17 protein-coding genes are annotated in these 17,557 nt (G+C 75.5%); 10 read left to right on the top strand and 7 right to left on the bottom strand.

Annotation, left to right across the window (positions count from 1 at the left end):
- Positions 1-52 precede the first annotated feature (52 nt).
- Positions 53-1,003, top strand: coding sequence for an NAD(P)-dependent oxidoreductase (locus ACF1AK_RS17685; protein ID WP_391499671.1), 951 nt, complete (start codon positions 53-55; stop codon positions 1,001-1,003).
- A 5-nt stretch (positions 1,004-1,008) separates the two neighbouring features.
- Entirely contained in the window at positions 1,009-1,437 is a 429-nt protein-coding gene (locus tag ACF1AK_RS17690) for a PPOX class F420-dependent oxidoreductase (RefSeq protein ID WP_391499672.1), read from the top strand.
- Positions 1,438-1,444: 7 nt separating this feature from the next.
- On the opposite strand, the gene ACF1AK_RS17695 is transcribed toward ACF1AK_RS17690, so the two are convergent.
- Entirely contained in the window at positions 1,445-2,137 is a 693-nt protein-coding gene (locus ACF1AK_RS17695; RefSeq protein ID WP_391499673.1) for a GNAT family N-acetyltransferase, read from the bottom strand.
- A gap of 104 nt (positions 2,138-2,241) precedes the next feature.
- On the opposite strand from ACF1AK_RS17695, the gene ACF1AK_RS17700 reads away from it, so the two are divergent.
- Both ACF1AK_RS17700 and ACF1AK_RS17705 read left to right on the top strand, forming a co-directional pair.
- Complete coding sequence (locus tag ACF1AK_RS17700) at positions 2,242-3,492, top strand: DUF418 domain-containing protein (protein WP_391499674.1); 1,251 nt, start codon at positions 2,242-2,244, stop codon at positions 3,490-3,492.
- Positions 3,493-3,686: 194 nt separating this feature from the next.
- Positions 3,687-4,481: a metal-dependent hydrolase gene (locus ACF1AK_RS17705; protein ID WP_391499675.1), complete on the top strand. Its 795-nt coding sequence runs from the start codon at positions 3,687-3,689 to the stop codon at positions 4,479-4,481.
- 83 nt (positions 4,482-4,564) lie between these two features.
- Here ACF1AK_RS17705 and ACF1AK_RS17710 read toward each other — a convergent pair whose 3' ends face one another.
- Positions 4,565-5,614: a hypothetical protein gene (locus tag ACF1AK_RS17710; RefSeq protein WP_391499676.1), complete on the bottom strand. Its 1,050-nt coding sequence runs from the start codon at positions 5,612-5,614 to the stop codon at positions 4,565-4,567.
- A 46-nt stretch (positions 5,615-5,660) separates the two neighbouring features.
- Complete coding sequence (locus tag ACF1AK_RS17715) at positions 5,661-5,942, bottom strand: metal-sensitive transcriptional regulator (protein ID WP_391499677.1); 282 nt, start codon at positions 5,940-5,942, stop codon at positions 5,661-5,663.
- A gap of 188 nt (positions 5,943-6,130) precedes the next feature.
- Between ACF1AK_RS17715 and ACF1AK_RS17720 the strand changes: the two genes are divergently transcribed.
- The 4 genes from ACF1AK_RS17720 to ACF1AK_RS17735 all read left to right on the top strand — a co-directional run bounded on the left by ACF1AK_RS17720 (position 6,131) and on the right by ACF1AK_RS17735 (position 12,363).
- Positions 6,131-6,412 carry a heavy-metal-associated domain-containing protein gene (locus tag ACF1AK_RS17720; RefSeq protein ID WP_391499678.1) on the top strand — a complete coding sequence of 94 codons (282 nt, stop codon included), beginning with the start codon at positions 6,131-6,133 and terminating at the stop codon, positions 6,410-6,412.
- 121 nt (positions 6,413-6,533) lie between these two features.
- On the top strand, positions 6,534-8,780 hold the full coding sequence (locus ACF1AK_RS17725) for a heavy metal translocating P-type ATPase (RefSeq protein WP_391499679.1): 2,247 nt from the start codon (positions 6,534-6,536) through the stop codon (positions 8,778-8,780).
- Positions 8,781-9,064: 284 nt separating this feature from the next.
- Positions 9,065-10,945: an amino acid transporter gene (locus ACF1AK_RS17730; protein ID WP_391499680.1), complete on the top strand. Its 1,881-nt coding sequence runs from the start codon at positions 9,065-9,067 to the stop codon at positions 10,943-10,945.
- 119 nt (positions 10,946-11,064) lie between these two features.
- On the top strand, positions 11,065-12,363 hold the full coding sequence (locus ACF1AK_RS17735) for a M64 family metallopeptidase (protein ID WP_391499681.1): 1,299 nt from the start codon (positions 11,065-11,067) through the stop codon (positions 12,361-12,363).
- Positions 12,364-12,424: 61 nt separating this feature from the next.
- Here ACF1AK_RS17735 and ACF1AK_RS17740 read toward each other — a convergent pair whose 3' ends face one another.
- Together ACF1AK_RS17740 and ACF1AK_RS17745 are read right to left on the bottom strand one after the other, a co-directional pair.
- Complete coding sequence (locus ACF1AK_RS17740) at positions 12,425-13,243, bottom strand: GNAT family N-acetyltransferase (RefSeq protein ID WP_391499682.1); 819 nt, start codon at positions 13,241-13,243, stop codon at positions 12,425-12,427.
- A gap of 10 nt (positions 13,244-13,253) precedes the next feature.
- Positions 13,254-14,123 (bottom strand): helix-turn-helix domain-containing protein, encoded by an 870-nt coding sequence (locus tag ACF1AK_RS17745; protein WP_391499683.1) that lies wholly within the window; start codon positions 14,121-14,123, stop codon positions 13,254-13,256.
- Positions 14,124-14,498: 375 nt separating this feature from the next.
- Between ACF1AK_RS17745 and ACF1AK_RS17750 the strand changes: the two genes are divergently transcribed.
- Positions 14,499-15,521, top strand: coding sequence for an MBL fold metallo-hydrolase (locus ACF1AK_RS17750; protein WP_391499684.1), 1,023 nt, complete (start codon positions 14,499-14,501; stop codon positions 15,519-15,521).
- A 114-nt stretch (positions 15,522-15,635) separates the two neighbouring features.
- Positions 15,636-16,052, top strand: a complete 417-nt coding sequence (locus ACF1AK_RS17755; protein ID WP_391499685.1) for a cupin domain-containing protein — start codon at positions 15,636-15,638, stop codon at positions 16,050-16,052.
- Between the two features lie 63 nt (positions 16,053-16,115).
- Here ACF1AK_RS17755 and ACF1AK_RS17760 read toward each other — a convergent pair whose 3' ends face one another.
- Together ACF1AK_RS17760 and ACF1AK_RS17765 are read right to left on the bottom strand one after the other, a co-directional pair.
- Complete coding sequence (locus ACF1AK_RS17760; RefSeq protein ID WP_391499686.1) at positions 16,116-16,697, bottom strand: transglycosylase family protein; 582 nt, start codon at positions 16,695-16,697, stop codon at positions 16,116-16,118.
- A 427-nt stretch (positions 16,698-17,124) separates the two neighbouring features.
- Complete coding sequence (locus ACF1AK_RS17765) at positions 17,125-17,556, bottom strand: DUF5997 family protein (protein WP_391499687.1); 432 nt, start codon at positions 17,554-17,556, stop codon at positions 17,125-17,127.
- Position 17,557: the final 1 nt, after the last annotated feature.

Genomic DNA, 17,557 nt, shown 5'->3' on the forward strand with positions numbered 1-17,557 from the left:
GTCATCTTCGCCGCTTGACCTTCCCATTGGTGTGAGGGTCCAGGATGGCGCCATGACCGACGACCAGAACGGATCCCGCAACGCACCGGCGAAGGACACCCCCGTCGCCGTCCTCGGCCTCGGCCTGATGGGACGGGCCCTGGCCGGGGCGTTCCTGCGCGCGGGCCATCCCACCACGGTGTGGAACCGCACCCCCTCGAAGGCCGCCGCCGCCGTCGCGGCGGGAGCCCGCGCCGCCGCCTCGCCGGAGGAGGCGGTGGCCGCCGCCGGGCTGGTGGTGGTCTGCGTGGCGGACCACGCCGCCGTCCGCGGCCTGCTCGACCGCCTCGACGCCGCCGGCCCCGGCCCGCTCGCCGGGCGGGTCCTGGTCGACCTGACCTCCGGTACCGCCGCGCAGGCCCGGGAGAACGCCGCCCGGGTGGCCGCCGCGGGCGGCGGGTACCTGGACGGCGCGATCCTCGCCGTGCCGCCGGCCGTCGGCACGCCCGAGGCCGCCGTGGTGTACGGCGGCGCCCGCGCGGACTTCGAGCGCCACGAGCCCGCACTGCGCGTCCTCGCCCCCGACGCCACCGTCCACCTGGGGGAGGACCACGGCCTGGCCGCGCTCTACGACGCCGCCGTGCTCGGCCTGATGTGGAGCGTGCTCAACGGCTTCCTGCACGGCGCCGCGCTGCTCGGCGCGGCGGGCGTGGACGCGGCGGCCTTCGCCCCGCTCGCCGCCCGCTCGACCGTGACGGTGGCCGGCTGGCTGGCCGGGTACGCCGGCCAGATCGACGCCGGCGCCTACCCGGCCGACGACGCCACCCTGGAGACCCACGCGGCCGCGATGGACCACCTGGCCGAGCAGAGCGCCGACCTCGGCGTGAGCACCGAACTCCCCGACCTCATCCGGACCCTGGCGGGCCGTGCGCTGGCGGCCGGGCAGGGCGGCGCGAGCTACGCCGCGCTGGTCGAGCAGTTCCGCCGTCCTGCGCCCTCCGGCGGGGAGGGCGGCGGAGAATGACCGGCATGACGACGACCTTCGATCCCCGTACCCTGCTCGCCGAGAGCCGCCTCGGCGTGCTCGCCACGATCAAGTCCGACGGGCGGCCCCAGCTCTCGCCCGTGATGCCGTACTACGACCGGGCCGCCGAGCGGCTCTACGTGTCGATGACGGAGGGCCGCGCCAAGACCGCCAATCTGCGCCGCGACCCGCGGGCCGCCCTGGAGGTCACCCGCGCCGACGGCCGGGCCTGGGCCACCGCCGAGGGCACGGTCACCCTGGTCGGCCCGTCGGACGACCCGGCGGGGCCCGAGGTGGAGGTACTGGTCGACTACTACCGCCGCGCCGCCGGTGAGCACCCGGACTGGGACGAGTACCGCGCCGCGATGGTCGCCGACCGGCGGGTCCTCATGATCCTCGCGGTCGACCACGTCTACGGCGCGCAGCTCGGCTGAGCCCCGGTCAACCGCCGGGGGCGGCGACGCCCCCACCGCCCGCGCCCGGCCGCTCCCGGAGTCCTCCGGCGGGCGGCCGGGCGCGGGCGTCCGCCGGGGTGACCGGGCGGTGCATGGTGGTGACGGCACCGAAGCCCAGCAGCGTCCGCAGGTACGGGGTCCGCTCGGTGCGGGCGGCCGTGAAGCCGTGGCGCTCGTAGAGGGCGCGGGCGCGCGGGTTGACGTCGATGACGTCGAGGCGGATGCGGTGGCAGCCGTGCTCGGCGGCGACCGCCGCGACCTCGGTGAGCAGCAGTCCGCCGATGCCCTGCCCGCGCTGCCCGGAGTCCACGGCGATGCCGTCCATCACCAGTTCTCCCGGCTCGGGCCTGCGTTCGAACAGCGCGAGCACGGCCAGCCGGGGCAGGCCGCGGACCGGGCCGTAGGCGGCGAGCACGTCACCGGCGCTGCCGCCGGTCAGCCCGCGCCCGCCGAGCCGGTAGCCCGCGACGCCGACGACCTCCCCGCCCCGTACCGCGACGATCCCCCGGTCGTGGTGGAGGTGCCCGGCGATGAAGGCGCGACCGGCCTCGGGCGGGTCGAGCGCCGGGCCGAGCTTGCGGCCGAAGGCCTCCCAGTACAGCGCGGCGACCCGCGCCTCGGCACCGGCCGGCACCGCGCGCAGCAGCGCGGGCCCGCCGTCCCCGTCCTCGTTCCCCATGGTGGTGCGCCCCTCTCCTCGCGTTCCGGATTTGCATGGTCGACCATACAACGTTCATTCTCTGAACGAGAGTTTTCCTTGCAATAGTTCTTGGAGGGGGTTCCATGGAGCAGACCCGGACGGGGGCGGCCACCGCCGCCGCACCGCGCGAGGGGGCCGGTGCGGAGCGGCTCGCGGACGTCGACGCCCTGCGCGGCTTCGCGCTGTTCGGCATCCTGACCGTCAACATCACCTACCTCGCCTCCGCCTACCACGGCACCGGCGTGGACGAGCCGGGCTTCGGCTCACCGCTCGACACCGCCGTGCGGGCCGTGGTGGCGCTGCTGTTCGAGGCGAAGTTCTTCCTGCTGTTCTCGTTCCTCTTCGGCTACAGCTTCACCCTCCAGCTCGACTCCGCCGAACGGCGCGGCGCCCGCTTCACCCCGCGCTTCCTGCGGCGCCTGGCCGGCCTCTTCGCGCTCGGGACGCTGCACGCCGTGCTGCTCTTCCCCGGCGACATCCTCACCACCTACGCGGCGCTCGGACTGGTCCTGCTCGCGCTGCACCGGATCCGGCCGCGCACCGCGGTGCGCACGGCCCTCGCCCTGCTCGCGGTCACCGCCGCCGCCTACGGACTGCTCGCCCTGGCCCTGCGCGGCGCCGACGGCGGGGACCCGGCCGCCGCCGCGGCCGACGCGCAGCGCGCCACCGAGGCCCTGCGCGGCGGGTTCGGGGCGGTCGTCGGGGCACACCTCGACCAGCTGCCGGACGTGCTGCTCCTGCTGGTGTTCTTCCAGGCCCCGGCGGCCCTCGCGGCCTTCCTGCTCGGCCTGGCGGCCGGCCGGCACCGGGCCCTGGCCGACCTCGCCCGCCACGACCGGACGCTGCGCCGGCTCCAGGCCGTCGGCTTCCCGCTCGGACTGCTCGGCGCCGGCGTCTACACCTGGTCGGCGCTCGGCCACCCCGGCCCGGCCGCCGAGGTGTTCGCGCTCGGCGTGGACGTGATCACCGCGCCGGCGCTGGCCGCGGCGTACGCGGCGACCGTGCTGCGCCTGGCCGGCGGGCGGCACGGGCGGCGACTGGTGGCGGTGCTGGCGCCGCCCGGGCGGATGACGCTCACCAACTACCTGACGCAGTCGCTGGTCTGCGTGCTGGTGTTCACCGGCGTGGGGGCCGGGCTGGTCGGGCGGGTGGCGCCGGCCGGGGTGGCGCTGATCGGTGTCGCGCTGTTCGCGGCGCAGGTCGTGTTCTGCCGCTGGTGGCTGGCCCGGCACCCGTACGGCCCGGTGGAGTGGCTGCTGCGCGCGCTCACCACGCTCTCCCTGCCGCGCTGGCGCGGTGCGGCCGGCGGAGGAGCGACGCGCCCGGGCGGCTGAACCGTCCCGGTGGGTGACGCGTCGTCAGTGCCCCTGTGGGGCAGCCTCACCCTCACTGCTGATTGCCCTACGCCATTCGAGTGAATTCACAGCTCCTGATGTTTCCGATCATGGGCGGCTATGCTGCCGCCCGGTCAGGCCCTCGCGAAAGCCCTCGCGACGGGCGCTTCAGGACGAGGGCGGGAGCCGACAAGATGATGGGACCGGCGCATTCGCTGTCGGGCGCGGCGGCGTGGCTGGGCGTGGGAGCGATCGCGGAGGCCATGGGCGAACCGATGCCCTGGCCGGTACTGCTGACAGGGGCGCTGATCTGCGCGGGCGCCGCGCTGGCGCCGGACCTCGACCACAAGGCGGCGACCATATCCCGGGCGTTCGGCCCGGTGTCGCGGGTCCTCTGCGAGGTGATCGACCATCTCTCCTACGCCGTGTACAAGGCGACCCGCAGCCGGCACGACCCCCGGCGCTCCGGGGGCCACCGCACCCTGACCCACACCTGGGTCTGGGCGGTGCTGTGCGGCGCGGGCGCGTCGGCCGTCACCGTGTGGGGCGGCCGGTGGGGCGTGCTGGTGGTGCTCTTCGTGCACATGGTGCTGGCGATCGAGGGCCTGCTGTGGCGCCAGGCCCGGGTCTCCAGCGACGTCCTGGTCTGGCTGCTCGGTGCGGCCTCCACCTGGCTGATCACCGGGGTGCTGGACAAGCCGGGCAACGGCGCGCTCTGGCTGTTCGACCAGCCGGGGCAGGAGTACCTGTGGATCGGCCTGCCGATCACCCTCGGCGCGCTGGTGCACTGCCTGGGCGACGCGCTGACCGTCTCGGGCTGCCCGGTGCTGTGGCCGATCCCGATCGGCCGCAAGCGCTGGTACCCGCTGGGCCCGCCGAAGGGGATGCGGTTCCGGGCCGGCAGCTGGGTGGAGCTGAAGGTGCTGATGCCGGTGTTCATGGGAGCCGGCGGACTGTGCGCGGTGGGTGCGCTCGGCTACTTCGGCTGATCCGGCGGGCCACCCGCGAACGGGCCCCGCACCGGGAGGAGTTCCTCCGGTGCGGGGCCCGTTCGCGTGGTCGGGGGGTGCTCTCAGTGCTGGTGGCCCGCACCGCCGTGCCCGGCCGGTGCGGTGGCGGTCTCACCGGCGGGACCGGCGGCGGGTGCGGTGGCGGGCGGTTCGGCGGCGGGCGCCGCGGTGGCCGGCGCCGGGGCGCCGCCGACGGGGAGGGTGAACGCGGCGGTGTGCACGGTGCCCTCGTGCCGGAAGTCCAGGAACAGCCGGTACTCACCGCCGCTGGGCGCCGTGGTGGTGAAGGCGATCGCCGGCCCGCCGGCCGTGGCGGCGCCCTCGGGCAGGTGGCCGTCGGGGTGGACGTGCAGGTAGGCGAGGTCGCCCGCGCGCAGGGCGACCAGGTGGCCGGCCGCGCCGAGGTACGGCTGGAGGTCGGTCACGGGCCGCCCGTCCCGGGCGACGTTCAGCGTCAGCTGCCCGGCGCGGCCCGGGGCGAGCTCGCCGTCCAGGGTGACGGTGTAGCCGTCGACGGTGACGGTCCGTCCGGTCTGCGGCAGCGGAGCCGGGCGCAGCTCGCCGGCGACGTGCAGGTCCGCGCCCAGGGTCAGGCCCTCGGTGGCGTCGGCCGGGGTGAAGTCGGCGAACACCCGGTACTCCCCGGCGGCCGGCAGGGCGGCGGTCGCGCTCCAGGTGCCGTCGGCGGCCCGGACCGGGTGGAGGTGCTGGAAGCCGGAGAGGTCGCGCGGGGCGACGATCAGGTGCAGTTCCTTCTCGTGCGCCGGGCGGTAGCCGGTGACCGGTCGGCCGTCGGCACCGAGGACGCGGAACCGCAGCTCGGCCGGGGCGCCGGCGGTGACGAAGGGGTTCTCCAGGGCGAGCGTGTAGCCGCGGTCGGAGATCTGCAGGCCGCCGGGAAGGCGGTCGGCCGCGTCCGCCGCGGTGTCCGCCGCCGCGTGCGTTCCCGCCGTGCCGGTGTCGGCGGGGGCCGGGGTCCGGCCGGTGTGCGCGGCATGCGCGGGGCGCGCGGCGGGCGTTCCGTCGCCGGTGAGGTGGCCGACGCCGTACGCGGCGCCGAAGGCGGTGGTCACACCGGTGGCGAAGGCGGCGATCTTCAGGGCGGTGTTCATGGCGGACTCCTCGGTGCGCGGGCGTGAGCGGGTGGGGGCGGGCGGTTCAGGCCCGCATCAGGCGGGCGATCGCCTGCGAGGCCTCGGTGACCTTGGCGTCGGCGTCCGCACCGCCCTTGGCGATGGCGTCCTGGACGCAGTGGCCGAGGTGGTCGTCCAGCAGCTGGAGCGCGACCGACTGGAGCGCCTTGGTGACGGCCGAGATCTGGGTGAGCACTTCGATGCAGTAGCTGTCCGACTCGACCATCCGCTGCAGTCCGCGGATCTGGCCCTCGACCCGGCGCAGCCTGCGCTGCACCTGGTCCTTCTCGTGGTGGTAGCCGGGCATGGGGATCTCCAGGGGTCGTCGAGCTGGTCCTCCGACGCCCCGATTAGATACCCCCAGGGGGTATGGAGTCAAGGAGGACCGATCTCGGGCGAGGGGTTGCGGCGCATACCCCCCAGGGGTATAAATGGACTCACCGCGAGCCGATACCCCCACTGGGTATCGGAACCCTGCTACCCACGGAGGACCCCATGTCCTGCTGCTCCAGCGACGGCACCTGCTCCACCGGTTCGACCGCCACCGTCGACCCCGCCACCACGGCCGTCACCACCGTCTACGCCGTCGCCGGGATGACCTGCGGCCACTGCGAGCAGGCCGTCGGCGCGGCGGTCTCCGCCCTCCCCGGCGTCACCGCCGTGCGCGTCGACGTCCCGGCCGGCCTGGTCACCGTCTCCGCGGCCGCGGAGCTGGACGAGACGGCCCTGCGCGCCGCCGTCGACGACGCCGGCTACGAGCTCACCGGCCGGGCCTGACCGCCCGGCGGGTCCGGGGCCCGGCCCCCGGCCGGCGCCGCCTCCCCGAACCCCCCAGGGGTATCGGGCCCCGGATCCCGACCCGCCCCACCGCCCCACCGACGACCCACGAGGAGCCCGAATGACCACCCAGGCACCCGCCTCCACCGAGGTGGAACTCCAGATCGGCGGCATGACCTGCGCCTCGTGCGCCGCCCGGATCGAGAAGAAGCTCAACCGCATGGACGGGGTCACCGCCACCGTCAACTACGCCACCGAGAAGGCCAAGGTGAACGTCACCGGCGCCGTCGAGGTCGCCGACCTGATCGCCACCGTCGAGGCCACCGGCTACACCGCCGCCGTGCCCCGCCCCGCCGCCGGGTCCACCGGCCCGGAGGACGGCGCCGAGCCCGCCGACGAACTCGCCCCGCTGCGCCAGCGCCTGATCACCGCGCTCGCCCTGGCCGTCCCGGTCATCGCCATGGCGATGGTCCCCGCCCTCCAGTTCGACAACTGGCAGTGGCTCTCGCTCACCCTCGCCGCCCCCGTCGTCACCTACGCCGCCTGGCCGTTCCACAAGGCCGCCTGGACCAACGCCCGGCACGGCGCCGCGACCATGGACACCCTGGTCTCGCTCGGCACCGGCGCCGCGTTCCTCTGGTCCCTGTGGGCGCTGTTCCTCGGCCACGCCGGGATGCCCGGCATGCGGCACGGCTTCGAGTTCACCATCGCCCGCTCCGACGGCTCGTCCAACATCTACCTGGAGGCCGCCGCCGGGGTCACCGCCTTCATCCTGGCCGGCCGCTACTTCGAGGCCCGCTCCAAGCGCACCGCGGGCGCCGCGCTCAAGGCGCTGCTGCAACTCGGCGCCAAGGACGTCACCGTGCTGCGCGGCGGCGCCGAGGTCCGCGTCCCGGTGGCCGGCCTGACCGTCGGCGAGCTGTTCGTGGTCCGCCCCGGCGAGAAGATCGCCACCGACGGCGTGGTGGTCGAGGGCGCCTCCGCCGTCGACGCCTCGATGCTGACCGGCGAGTCCGTGCCCGTCGAGGTCGGCCCCGGCGACACCGTCACCGGTGCCACCGTCAACGCCGGCGGCCGCCTGGTCGTCCGGGCCGCCAGGGTCGGCGCCGACACCCAGCTCGCCCGGATGGCCAGGCTCGTCGAGGACGCCCAGAGCGGCAAGGCCGCCGCCCAGCGGCTCGCCGACCGGATCTCCGCCGTCTTCGTGCCGATCGTCATCACCCTGGCCCTGGCCACCCTCGGCTACTGGCTCGGCACCGGCGAGGGCTGGACCGCCGCCTTCACCGCCGCCGTCGCCGTGCTGATCATCGCCTGCCCCTGCGCCCTGGGCCTGGCCACCCCGACCGCCCTCCTCGTCGGCACCGGCCGCGGCGCCCAGCTCGGCGTCCTCATCAAGGGCCCCGAGGTGCTGGAGAACACCCGCCGCGTCGACACCGTCGTCCTCGACAAGACCGGCACCGTCACCACCGGCCGGATGACCCTGCTCGCCGTGCGCACCGCCGAGGGCGTCACCGAGGACGAGGCGCTGCGCCTGGCCGGCGCCCTGGAGCACGCCTCCGAGCACCCGATCGCCGCCGCCGTCGCCACCGCCGCCGCCGAGCGGCTCGGCACCCTGCCCGCCGTCGAGGGCTTCGAGAACGTCCCCGGCCTCGGCGTCCAGGGAGTCGTCGACGGCCACGCGGTGGTCGCCGGCCGCGAGTCCCTGCTCGCCGAGTGGTCGCAGCACCTGCCCGCCGCGCTCGCCGAGGCCAAGCGCGCCGCCGAGGCCGCCGGCCGCACCGCCGTCGCGGTCGGCTGGGACGGCGGCGCGCGGGCCGTCCTGGAGGTCGCCGACGCGGTCAAGCCCACCAGCGCCGAGGCGATCGCCGAGCTGCGCGCCCTGGGCCTGCGGCCGGTGCTGCTCACCGGTGACCACCGGTTGGTCGCCGAGGCCGTCGCCGCCGAGGTCGGCATCCCCGCCGAGGACGTGATCGCCGAGGTCCTCCCGCAGGACAAGGTCGCGGTGGTCCAGCGGCTGCAGGGCGAGGGCAAGGTCGTCGCGATGGTCGGCGACGGCGTCAACGACGCCGCCGCGCTCGCCCAGGCCGACCTCGGCCTCGCCATGGGCACCGGCACCGACGCCGCCATCGAGGCCGCCGACCTCACCCTGGTCCGCGGCGACCTGCGCGCGGCCGCCGACGCCATCCGGCTCTCCCGCAGGACCCTGGGCACCATCAAGAGCAACCTCTTCTGGGCCTTCGGCTACAACGTCGCCGCCCTGCCGCTGGCCGCGGCCGGCCTGCTCAACCCGATGATCGCGGGCGCGGCGATGGCCTTCTCCTCGGTCTTCGTGGTCGGCAACAGCCTCCGGCTGCGGACCTTCCGCTGACCCTCCCGGCCGCCGATCCGTGAGCCCCCGGAACCGCCCGGTTCCGGGGGCTCGCGCGTGTCCGGCCGCACTGGCCCGATGAGGGGACACCGCCGAGGCGTTCCCGCAGGTCGGCGGCCCGGTGGCATAACCTGTCGCCTTGCCGCCCCGCCGTCGGCCGGACGGCTCTCGGGACCGTGGACAAGGGGTGCAGGGTGGCTTCCTCGGCGACGGAGGGCCCGGGCGAAGGCGCCCCGGGGCACGGCCGGCGGTTCCGGTCCTGGCTGCTCGAAGGCCTCTCCGACATGGCCAAACAGCACCCGGGACCGCACGCCCAGGCACCCGCCGAACGCGGCCGCCCCTGGTGGCGGGTGATGTGCCTGACCGGCCTCGACTACTTCTCCACCCTCGGCTACCAGCCCGGCATCGCCGCCCTCGCCGCCGGCCTGCTCTCCCCGGTGGCCACCGTCGTCCTGGTCGTCGTCACCCTCTGCGGCGCCCTGCCCGTCTACCGCCGGGTCGCCCGGGAGAGCCCGCACGGCGAGGGCTCGATCGCGATGCTGGAACGCCTGCTCTCGTTCTGGCAGGGCAAGCTCTTCGTCCTCGCCCTGCTCGGTTTCGCCGCCACCGACTTCATGATCACCATCACCCTGTCCGCCGCCGACGCCACCGCCCACCTGGTCGAGAACCCGCACCTGCACGACGCCCTGACCGGGCGCCAGGTCCCCATCACCCTGGTGCTGATCGCCCTGCTCGGCGGCGTCTTCCTCAAGGGCTTCAGCGAGGCGATCGGGCTGGCGGTCGTTCTGGTCGGGATCTACCTCTCGCTCAACGTGGTCGTCGTCGTCACCGGCTTCTCCCACGTGCTCCGGTCCCCGCACGTGGTCGGGGACTGGGCGGACGCGCTGACCGCCGAACACGGCAACGTCCTCGCGATGGTCGGCGTCGCCCTGGTGACCTTCCCCAAACTGGCGCTCGGCCTCTCCGGCTTCGAGACCGGCGTCGCCGTCATGCCGCACATCGAGGGCGACCCCGACGACACCGAGGAGAAGCCGGCCGGCCGGATCCGCGGCGCCCGCAAACTGCTCACCACCGCCGCCCTGATCATGAGCGTCTTCCTGATCACCACCAGCCTCATCACCACCCTGCTGATCCCGAAGGAGGCCTTCGAGAAGGGCGGCCAGGCCAACGGCCGGGCGCTCGCCTACCTGGCCCACGAGTACCTCGGCAACACCTTCGGCAGCGTCTACGACCTCTCCACCATCGCCATCCTCTGGTTCGCCGGCGCCTCCGCGATGGCCGGCATGCTCAACCTGCTGCCGCGCTACCTGCCCCGCTACGGCATGGCCCCGCACTGGGCGAAGGCGGTCCGGCCGATGGTCATCGTGCTCACCCTGATCGCCTTCCTGGTCACCTGGATCTTCGACGCCAGTGTGGACGCCCAGGGCGGCGCCTACGCCACCGGCGTCCTGGTGCTGATCAGCTCCGCCGCCATCGCCGTCACCATCGCGGCCCGCGCCGCCCGCCAGCACCGCTGGACCCTCGGCTTCGCGGCCATCGCGGCCGTCTTCCTCTACACCACGGCCCTGAACATCGCCGAACGCCCCGACGGCGTGAAGATCGGCGCCTGCTTCATCGCCGCCATCATGCTCGTCTCCTTCCTCTCCCGCCTCAAGCGCGCCTTCGAACTGCGGGTCACCGACATCGTCTTCGACGAGGCCGCCGAGCGCTTCGTGCGCGACTACACCCACCGGCCGCTGCGGCTGATCGCCAACGAGCCGAAGCGCCGCGACCTCGCCGAGTACCAGGCGAAGAAGCACCAGATCCGGGCCGACAACGACATCCCCGCCGAGGACGACCTGGTCTTCGTCGAAGTGACGGTCCGTGACCCGTCCGAGTTCGAGGCGGTGCTCACCGTGCACGGCGAGGTCCTGCACGACCGCTACCGGGTGCTGTCGCTGGAGAGCTCCAGCGTCCCCAACGCGCTCGCCGCGCTGCTCCTCACCGTGCGCGACCGCACCGGCCAGCAGCCGCACATCTACTTCGAGTGGACCGAGGGCAATCCGTTCGCGCAGTTCCTGCGGTTCTTCCTGTTCGGGCAGGGCGAGGTCGCGCCGGTCACCAGGGAGGTCCTGCGCGAGGCCGAGCCGGACCGCTCCCGGCGCCCGCGGGTGCACGTCGGCTGAGGGGTTGTGCCGACGGGGCGTCAGGTGCCTACCATGGCGGCCCGCCGGCCCCGTTCCGGCCCCCTCGTCCCGTCGTCCCGCCGTCCCGTCGTCCCGTCGTCCGCAGAGGAGCAACGTCCGTGCGCCGTCGCAGGTTCGGTTCGATCGCCCTGACCGGGGCCCTCGCCCTCGCCGCCCTCGGCGCCGCCCCGGCCTTCGCCGCCTCCCCGGCAGGCCCGCGGCACGGTGTCGAGGTGTTCGGCGACGACGGCTCGATCGGCCGGGCCACCGTGCCGGCCGCCTCCCCGTACCTGACCGGGGGCCGGCCCGGACTCGCGCCGGCCCCCGGGGACGGCGAGGTCACGCCGGTCCTGCGCGGCGGCGAGCCGGCGGACAAGGTCGACGTGGTCGTCATCGGCGACGGCTACACCGCCGCCGAGCAGCAGAAGTTCCGTGCCGACGCCCTCGCCAAGTGGCAGGAGCTGAGCGCCGTCGAGCCGTACGCCACCTACCGGGGCCTGTTCAACGTCTGGGCGGTCGCCACCGTCTCCGCCGAGTCCGGCATCACCGGCGACCCGGACCGCGCCACCGTCCGCGACACCGCCCTCGGCTCCTACTTCTGGTGCGAGGACATCGAACGCCTGCTCTGCGTCGACACCGCGGCCGTCGAGACCTACGCCGCGAAGGCCCCGCAGGCCGACCTCGTGCTCGTCGTCGCCAACACCGCCAAGTACGGCGGCGCCGGCTACAACGTCGCCTCCCCGCTCGGCTACGACGGCATCGCCACCGTGGCGGGCGGCAACCCGAGGGCCGGCCAGATCGCCGTGCACGAGACCGGCCACTCGCTCGGCAAGCTCGCCGACGAGTACTTCTACGACGGCGACGACGTCTACCCGGCCGAACTGGGCGAGCCGGACGAGCCCAACATCAGCATGTCCACCGCCGACCGGCTGGCCCGCGACCGCACCAAGTGGTACCGCTGGCTCGGCCGCACCTCGCCCGACGGGGGAGTGGTCGGCAGCTACGAGGGCGGCGGCTACTACCCCAAGGGGCTGTACCGGCCCACCGAGAACTCGATCATGCGGTCGCTGGGGCGGGAGTTCAACCTGCCCGGGCGCGAGGCGATGATCGCCGGCTTCTACCGGCACGCCGTCCCGCTCACCAGCCCCACCCCGGCCGGCACCCCGCTCACCCGCGCCGACCGCCTCACGGTCGGCCTCCCGGTCGCCGGCACCGTCCTCCGCTGGGCGGTGGACGGCCGCGAACTCCCGCAGTGGCGCGGCCGCACGACGGTCAACCTGGCCACCGCCCCCCTCCCGGGCCCGCCCGGCCGCGTCCACACCCTCACCGCCACCGCCACCGACCCCACCCCCGCCGTCCTCGACCCCACCCTCCGCCCCCGCCTGACCACCACCCTCACCTGGCCCCTCACCCGCTGACCCCGCCCGCCCTCGGCGCGGGAAAGTCGGCGGGTCCGACGTCCTGCTCCGCGCCGGGGCGTCAGGCCGCCGTGAGGACGGTCTCGTCGTAGGGGGTGACGGGGGTGAAGCCGAGGCGGCGGTAGAGGGCGAGGGCGGTGGGGTGGTCGGCGCGGACGTTGAGGCCGATGTGGTCGGCACCGCCCTCCGCGAGGAGTTCGCAGAGGCGGGCCGTGCAGGCAGCGGCGAGGCCCCGGCCGCGGGCGTCCGGGTGGGTGGTGACATTGCCGATCACCGCCACCCGCCGTTGCGGCGAGGAGACGTGCACCCCGGCGGTCGCGACCAGCCGGCCCGCGTCGTCCCGGATCCCGACGTACGGGCCCGCGGTCAGCATCCGTTCGTCGAACCAGTTGCCCGGGTACCCGGCGGCGAACAGGGCGAGCAGGGCCGGCAGGTCCGCCGGGCCGAGCAGCCCGGCGCTGCGCCCGAGGTGGGGCACGAGGGCGGTGCGGTCGGTGAGCGTCATCCGCAGCATCGCCGTCCGGTGCTCGGCGCGGTAGTCCGGTGCGAGGGCGTCCACCCCGCCGGCGGTGAGGTGGGCGAGCAGACGCCGGGGCAGGACCGGCCGCATCGCCCGCAGCAGTCCGGCCAGTTCGCCGGCACGCTCCGGCCGGGCCAGTCCGAGCAGGGTCGGCACCTCCCCGACCGCGTACAGCAGCTCCACCGGGCCGTCCGCCGAGGCGGTGTACCAGGCGGTGTGTGACCAGAACGGCTCGTCCAGGTCACCGAGTTCGAAGAGGTGCAGCTCCGGGTCGCGGCCGAACCGGTCGGCGAGCACCACCCGGTCGTGCAGGCTGGTCAGCGAGGCCGACGGGGCGGAAGGGGAGGAATCGGGGGACACCCTGCCGAGCCTACGCCCGCCCGTCCGTTCCCCGGTCGTCCGTTCCCCGCCCGCCCGTTCCCCGGTCGGCCGGGCCGAGGAGCGTGCGCAGCCGGCCGGGCGGCAGGCCGGCGGTCCGGTGCATCACCCTGGTCAGGTGCGCCTGGTCGCTGAAGCCCAACTCCTGTGCCAAAAGCGCGAGTCGTGTCTCACCCTCGGTCAGCCGCTCCAGCGCGAGGGCGACCCGCAGCCGGTTGCGGTAGCGGGCGATGCCCTCGCCCGTCGCGGCCCGGAAGATCCGGCTCAGGTGGTACGGCGAACAGCCGACCGCCCGCCCCAGCTGGTCGAGCCCGAGCCCGAGGTCGGCCGCCAGGGCCGCCCGCGCGGCGTCCACCAGCCGTCGGCGCGCGGCGTCGCGGACCGGACTGCCGCTCTCGACCCGCGCCGCCGGGGCCAGTGCCGACAGCACCTCACCCGTCAACGCCAGGGTTCGTTCGGCCAGTTCGAAGGAGTCCGCGCCGTCGCGTGCCCGGGCGGTCAGCAGCCGGTGGGCCACCGCCATCCGGGCCGTGGTGAACACCAGTCCCTGCGGCACCTCCGGGTCGCCGCCCAGCAGGGCTGCGACCTGGGGCTCGGAGAGCAGCACCTCGGTGTAGACGTCCCCGCCCCGTGGATGCGCGAACTGCTGCTCGCAGCCCATCCGTTCGACGTACACACAGGCCGGGTCCAGCACCTGTTCGATTCCGTCGGCGCGCCCCTGGAACATCCCGCGCCGCACCAGCGCCAGCCCGAACACCGGCGCCGGCCGCAGCTCCGTCCAGCCGTGCGGCGGATCCAGGCAGCTCACATCGGCGACGTACAGGTCGCCCTCGTCCAGCAGGCACGCACGCTCCACCGCCATGTCCGCACCCTACCCGCTCCCTCCCGGCGGTCACCCTCCGGCTCAACCAGGATGCAGGCTCCGGGAGTTGCCCGGACGGCCGTACCCGCTGCCGGTCCGCGCCGGGGGAGCGCGGCACGTCTGCGAGGGCCGCGAGGGACGGTGCAGCACCGCCGGCTCCGGGGCATGGGCCGGCAGAGGCAGGGCCGTCGCGCAGGCAGCCGCGTGGTTCCGCGAGCCGTGGGACCGCACGGGAGCGGATCGCGCAAGAAACGACAAGCCGCGGGGGCGGACCAGGCGGGAGAGTGGAGGCGGCCGGCGCCCCGGACGGGGGTCGGGGCGCCGGGCCGGTCCGTCGGCCCCCGTGCAGTCCACTGCCCCGCCCGAGGAGTCCCGGTGAACGATCCGACCGTCCCTTCCGCGCCGTCCGCGCCGTCCGCGTCGTCCGCGTCGTCCGCGTCGTCCGCCGCGCCCGGCCGGCGCCGGGTGCTGCGCGGGGCGCTCGCCCTCGCCGGCGCGGTGGCGCTCCCGCCGCTGGTCGCGACGGGGTCCGCCGTCGCCGCGCCGCCCACCGGGTCCGCCGTCGCCGTACGCCGGTTCGGCCGCTACGAGGTGCTGGCCCTGCTCGACGCGCACGGTCCCTTCCCGGGGACCCGCCAGGCCGCGTTCCCCGGCGCGACGGCCGCCGACTGGGAGCGCGCCCGCCGCCTGGACCCGGCGGCGTTCGGCACGGGCGACACCTGGGAGCTGGACTTCCGCTGCTACGCCGTCCGCCGCCCCGGCGGCCGGGTCACCCTGGTCGACACCGGCATCGGCCCGGTCGGCAGCCCGGCCTCCGGCTGGGCGCCCGTCCCCGGCAAGCTGCCCGCCGTGCTCGCGCGGGCCGGGATCGCCCCGGCGGACGTCGAGGCGGTGGTCCTCACCCATCTGCACGAGGACCACTACGGCTGGTCGGTCACCCCCGAGGGCGTGCCGGTGTTCCCGAACGCCCGGTACCTGGTGCAGCACGCCGAGGTCGCGGCCCTGGGGCCGACCCGGACGGCCCGCACCTACGTCGTCGAGCCGCTGCTCGGAGCCGGGCGGCTGGACGAGGTGGACGGCCGCACGGTGCTCTCCGGGCGGGGCCGTCCCGGTGGCGCCGTCACCCTGCTGCCGACCCCCGGGCACACGCCGGGCCACCAGTCGGTGCTGGTCGAGGGCGGCGGAGACCGGCTGCTGGTGACCGGGGACGTCCTGGTCCACGCCGTCCAGCTGGCCTCGCCCGCCGTGGGCTACCGCTACGAGGCCGACCCCGCGACGGCCCGCCGCAGCCGCGAGCAGCTCCTCGACGACGCGCGCCGCAGCGGGGCGGTGCTCGCCACCGCGCACCTCAACCGGCCCTTCGTCCGGCCGTGGGCCGTGGAGGCGGCCACCGGCTGACGCCGCTCCGGCCCGCGGTGCCGTGCGGCGCCCTGGCGCGACGGGCGGGGGTGTGGTCCCATCGCGAGGAGGGGCGGGTGGGGGCCTGCCGGAGCCGAGAGGGGCCGGGTTCGCATGGACGAGCAACCGTTCCGCACCGCGCAGGCCGGGGACGCCCCGGTGGTCCTGGCCCCGGACGGCGCCGACGTCCGGCCGCTGCTGGCGCTGGACGGCCTCGGCAGCCAGGCGGTCTTCGAACTCGCCCCCGGCGCGGTGACCCGGGCGGTGTCGCACTCCACGGTGCGGGAGCTCTGGTACGTCACGGCCGGTCGCGGGCGGATCTGGCGGCGGCAGTCCGGCCGGGAGAGCGTGGACGCGCTGGGCGCGGGGACGTCGGTCTCGGTGCCGCTGGGGACGGCGTTCCAGTTCCGCGCCGACGAGGACAGCCCCGGCCCGTTGCGGATCGTCGCCGTCACCATGCCGCCCTGGCCGGACGGCTCGACCACGGAGGCCCGCCCCGAGCGCGGTCCCTGGCAGCCCACGGTGGGCTGACGGGGGCCGCGGCCCGGGGCGGGCCGGGGCGCCGTCGCAGCGGCTGGCAGCGGCTCGGACGGCTCAGAGCGGCAGGACCAGGTCCTGGCCGGGCTGGATGAGGTCCGGGTCCTCGCCGAGCAGGGCGCGGTTGCGCTCGTACAGCACCGGCCAGCCGCCGGGGATCCCGAACCGGTCGGCGATGCCCTCCAGGGTGTCGCCCGGGAGCACCGTCCAGGCGCCGGACCCGTCGGCCGGGGGAGGCGCGGCGGAGGCCTCCGCGGACGTTCCGGCGGCGGGTGCCGCGCTGGGGGCGGTCGTGGTGTCCTCCTTCTCGACGGGCGCCTTCTTCCCGGGCGGCGCCTTCTTCTCGACGGGTGCCTTCTTCTCGGCCGGCCGGGTCTTCACCGGCGGCCGCTCGCTGGTACGGGCGGCGCGGGTGCCGCAGACCGGCCACGGGCTGAGCCCGCGCCGTGCCGCGAGGTTGTCGGCGACGGCGATCTGCTGCTCGCGGCTGGCGAGGTCGGCGCGCGGCGCGTAGGCCAGGCCGCCGTTCGCCCGCCAGGTCGGCTGGTCGAACTGGAGACCACCGAAGTAGCCGTTGCCGGAGTTGATGCGCCAGTTCCCGTTGCTCTCGCAGGCGGCCACCCGGTCCCAGTCGATCACGGCCCCCCGATCGGTGCCCGCCCCACCCCCCCGACCCGGTGGCGCGGCGTGTGCCGCGGGAGCGGCGAGGACGGCTGCGGCCAGGGTGCAGGCGGCGGTGGGGAGCAGGCGGCGCAGGTGCGCGGTGGGGGGCATGGGCGGCTCTCAGGTCCGGAGACAGGGGCTTGCGCCGCCCGGGAGCGGCGCGTTCCCACCGACGCACACCGGGGGCGCGGTTTCGCCGCCGACACGTCGGGCGGGTCACCCGCCCGGCCCCGCGCCGCCACCCGGCCGGCCCCGGCCGTCGCCCGCGCCGAGTCCGTCTCGCGCCCGCCTCCCTCCCGTCGTCCGGGACAGACGACGGCCCCCCGGCGCGACACGCCGGGGGACCGGGGGAGAAACGTATTCGAACGTGCGGTGAACCCGCAGGTCAGCAGGCCTGTCGGCGTCAGCGGGCCGACTGGCGCTCGGCCGCGGCGGCCTGCTTGCGCCGCTTCTCCTCCTTCTCGTGCTTCTCCTTGACCCGGACGGTCTCCTTGCGGACCTCCAGCTGGATCGTGCGCTCGCGCTGGAGCCACTCCGGGTTCTCCTCGCGCAGCTCCTCGATCTGCTCGGTGGTGAGCGCCTCCGTGATGCCGCCGCGCGCCAGGCCGGACGCCGAGACGCCGAGCCGCGAGGCCACCACGGACCGCGGGTGCGGGCCGTTGCGGCGCAGGTCCTGCAGCCACTGCGGCGGCGTGGTCTGCAGGGCGGTGAGCTCCTGGCGGGAGATCACGCCCGACTGGAAGTCGGCGGGGGTGGCGCCGAGGTAGACCCCGAGCTTCTTCGCCGCCGTCGCCGGCTTCATGGTCTGCGTGGTCTTCTGCTTGAGCGATGTCATG

Origin of the sequence: Kitasatospora sp. NPDC015120, from assembly GCF_043080305.1 — a bacterium.
In the GTDB taxonomy this organism is placed as follows: domain Bacteria; phylum Actinomycetota; class Actinomycetes; order Streptomycetales; family Streptomycetaceae; genus Kitasatospora.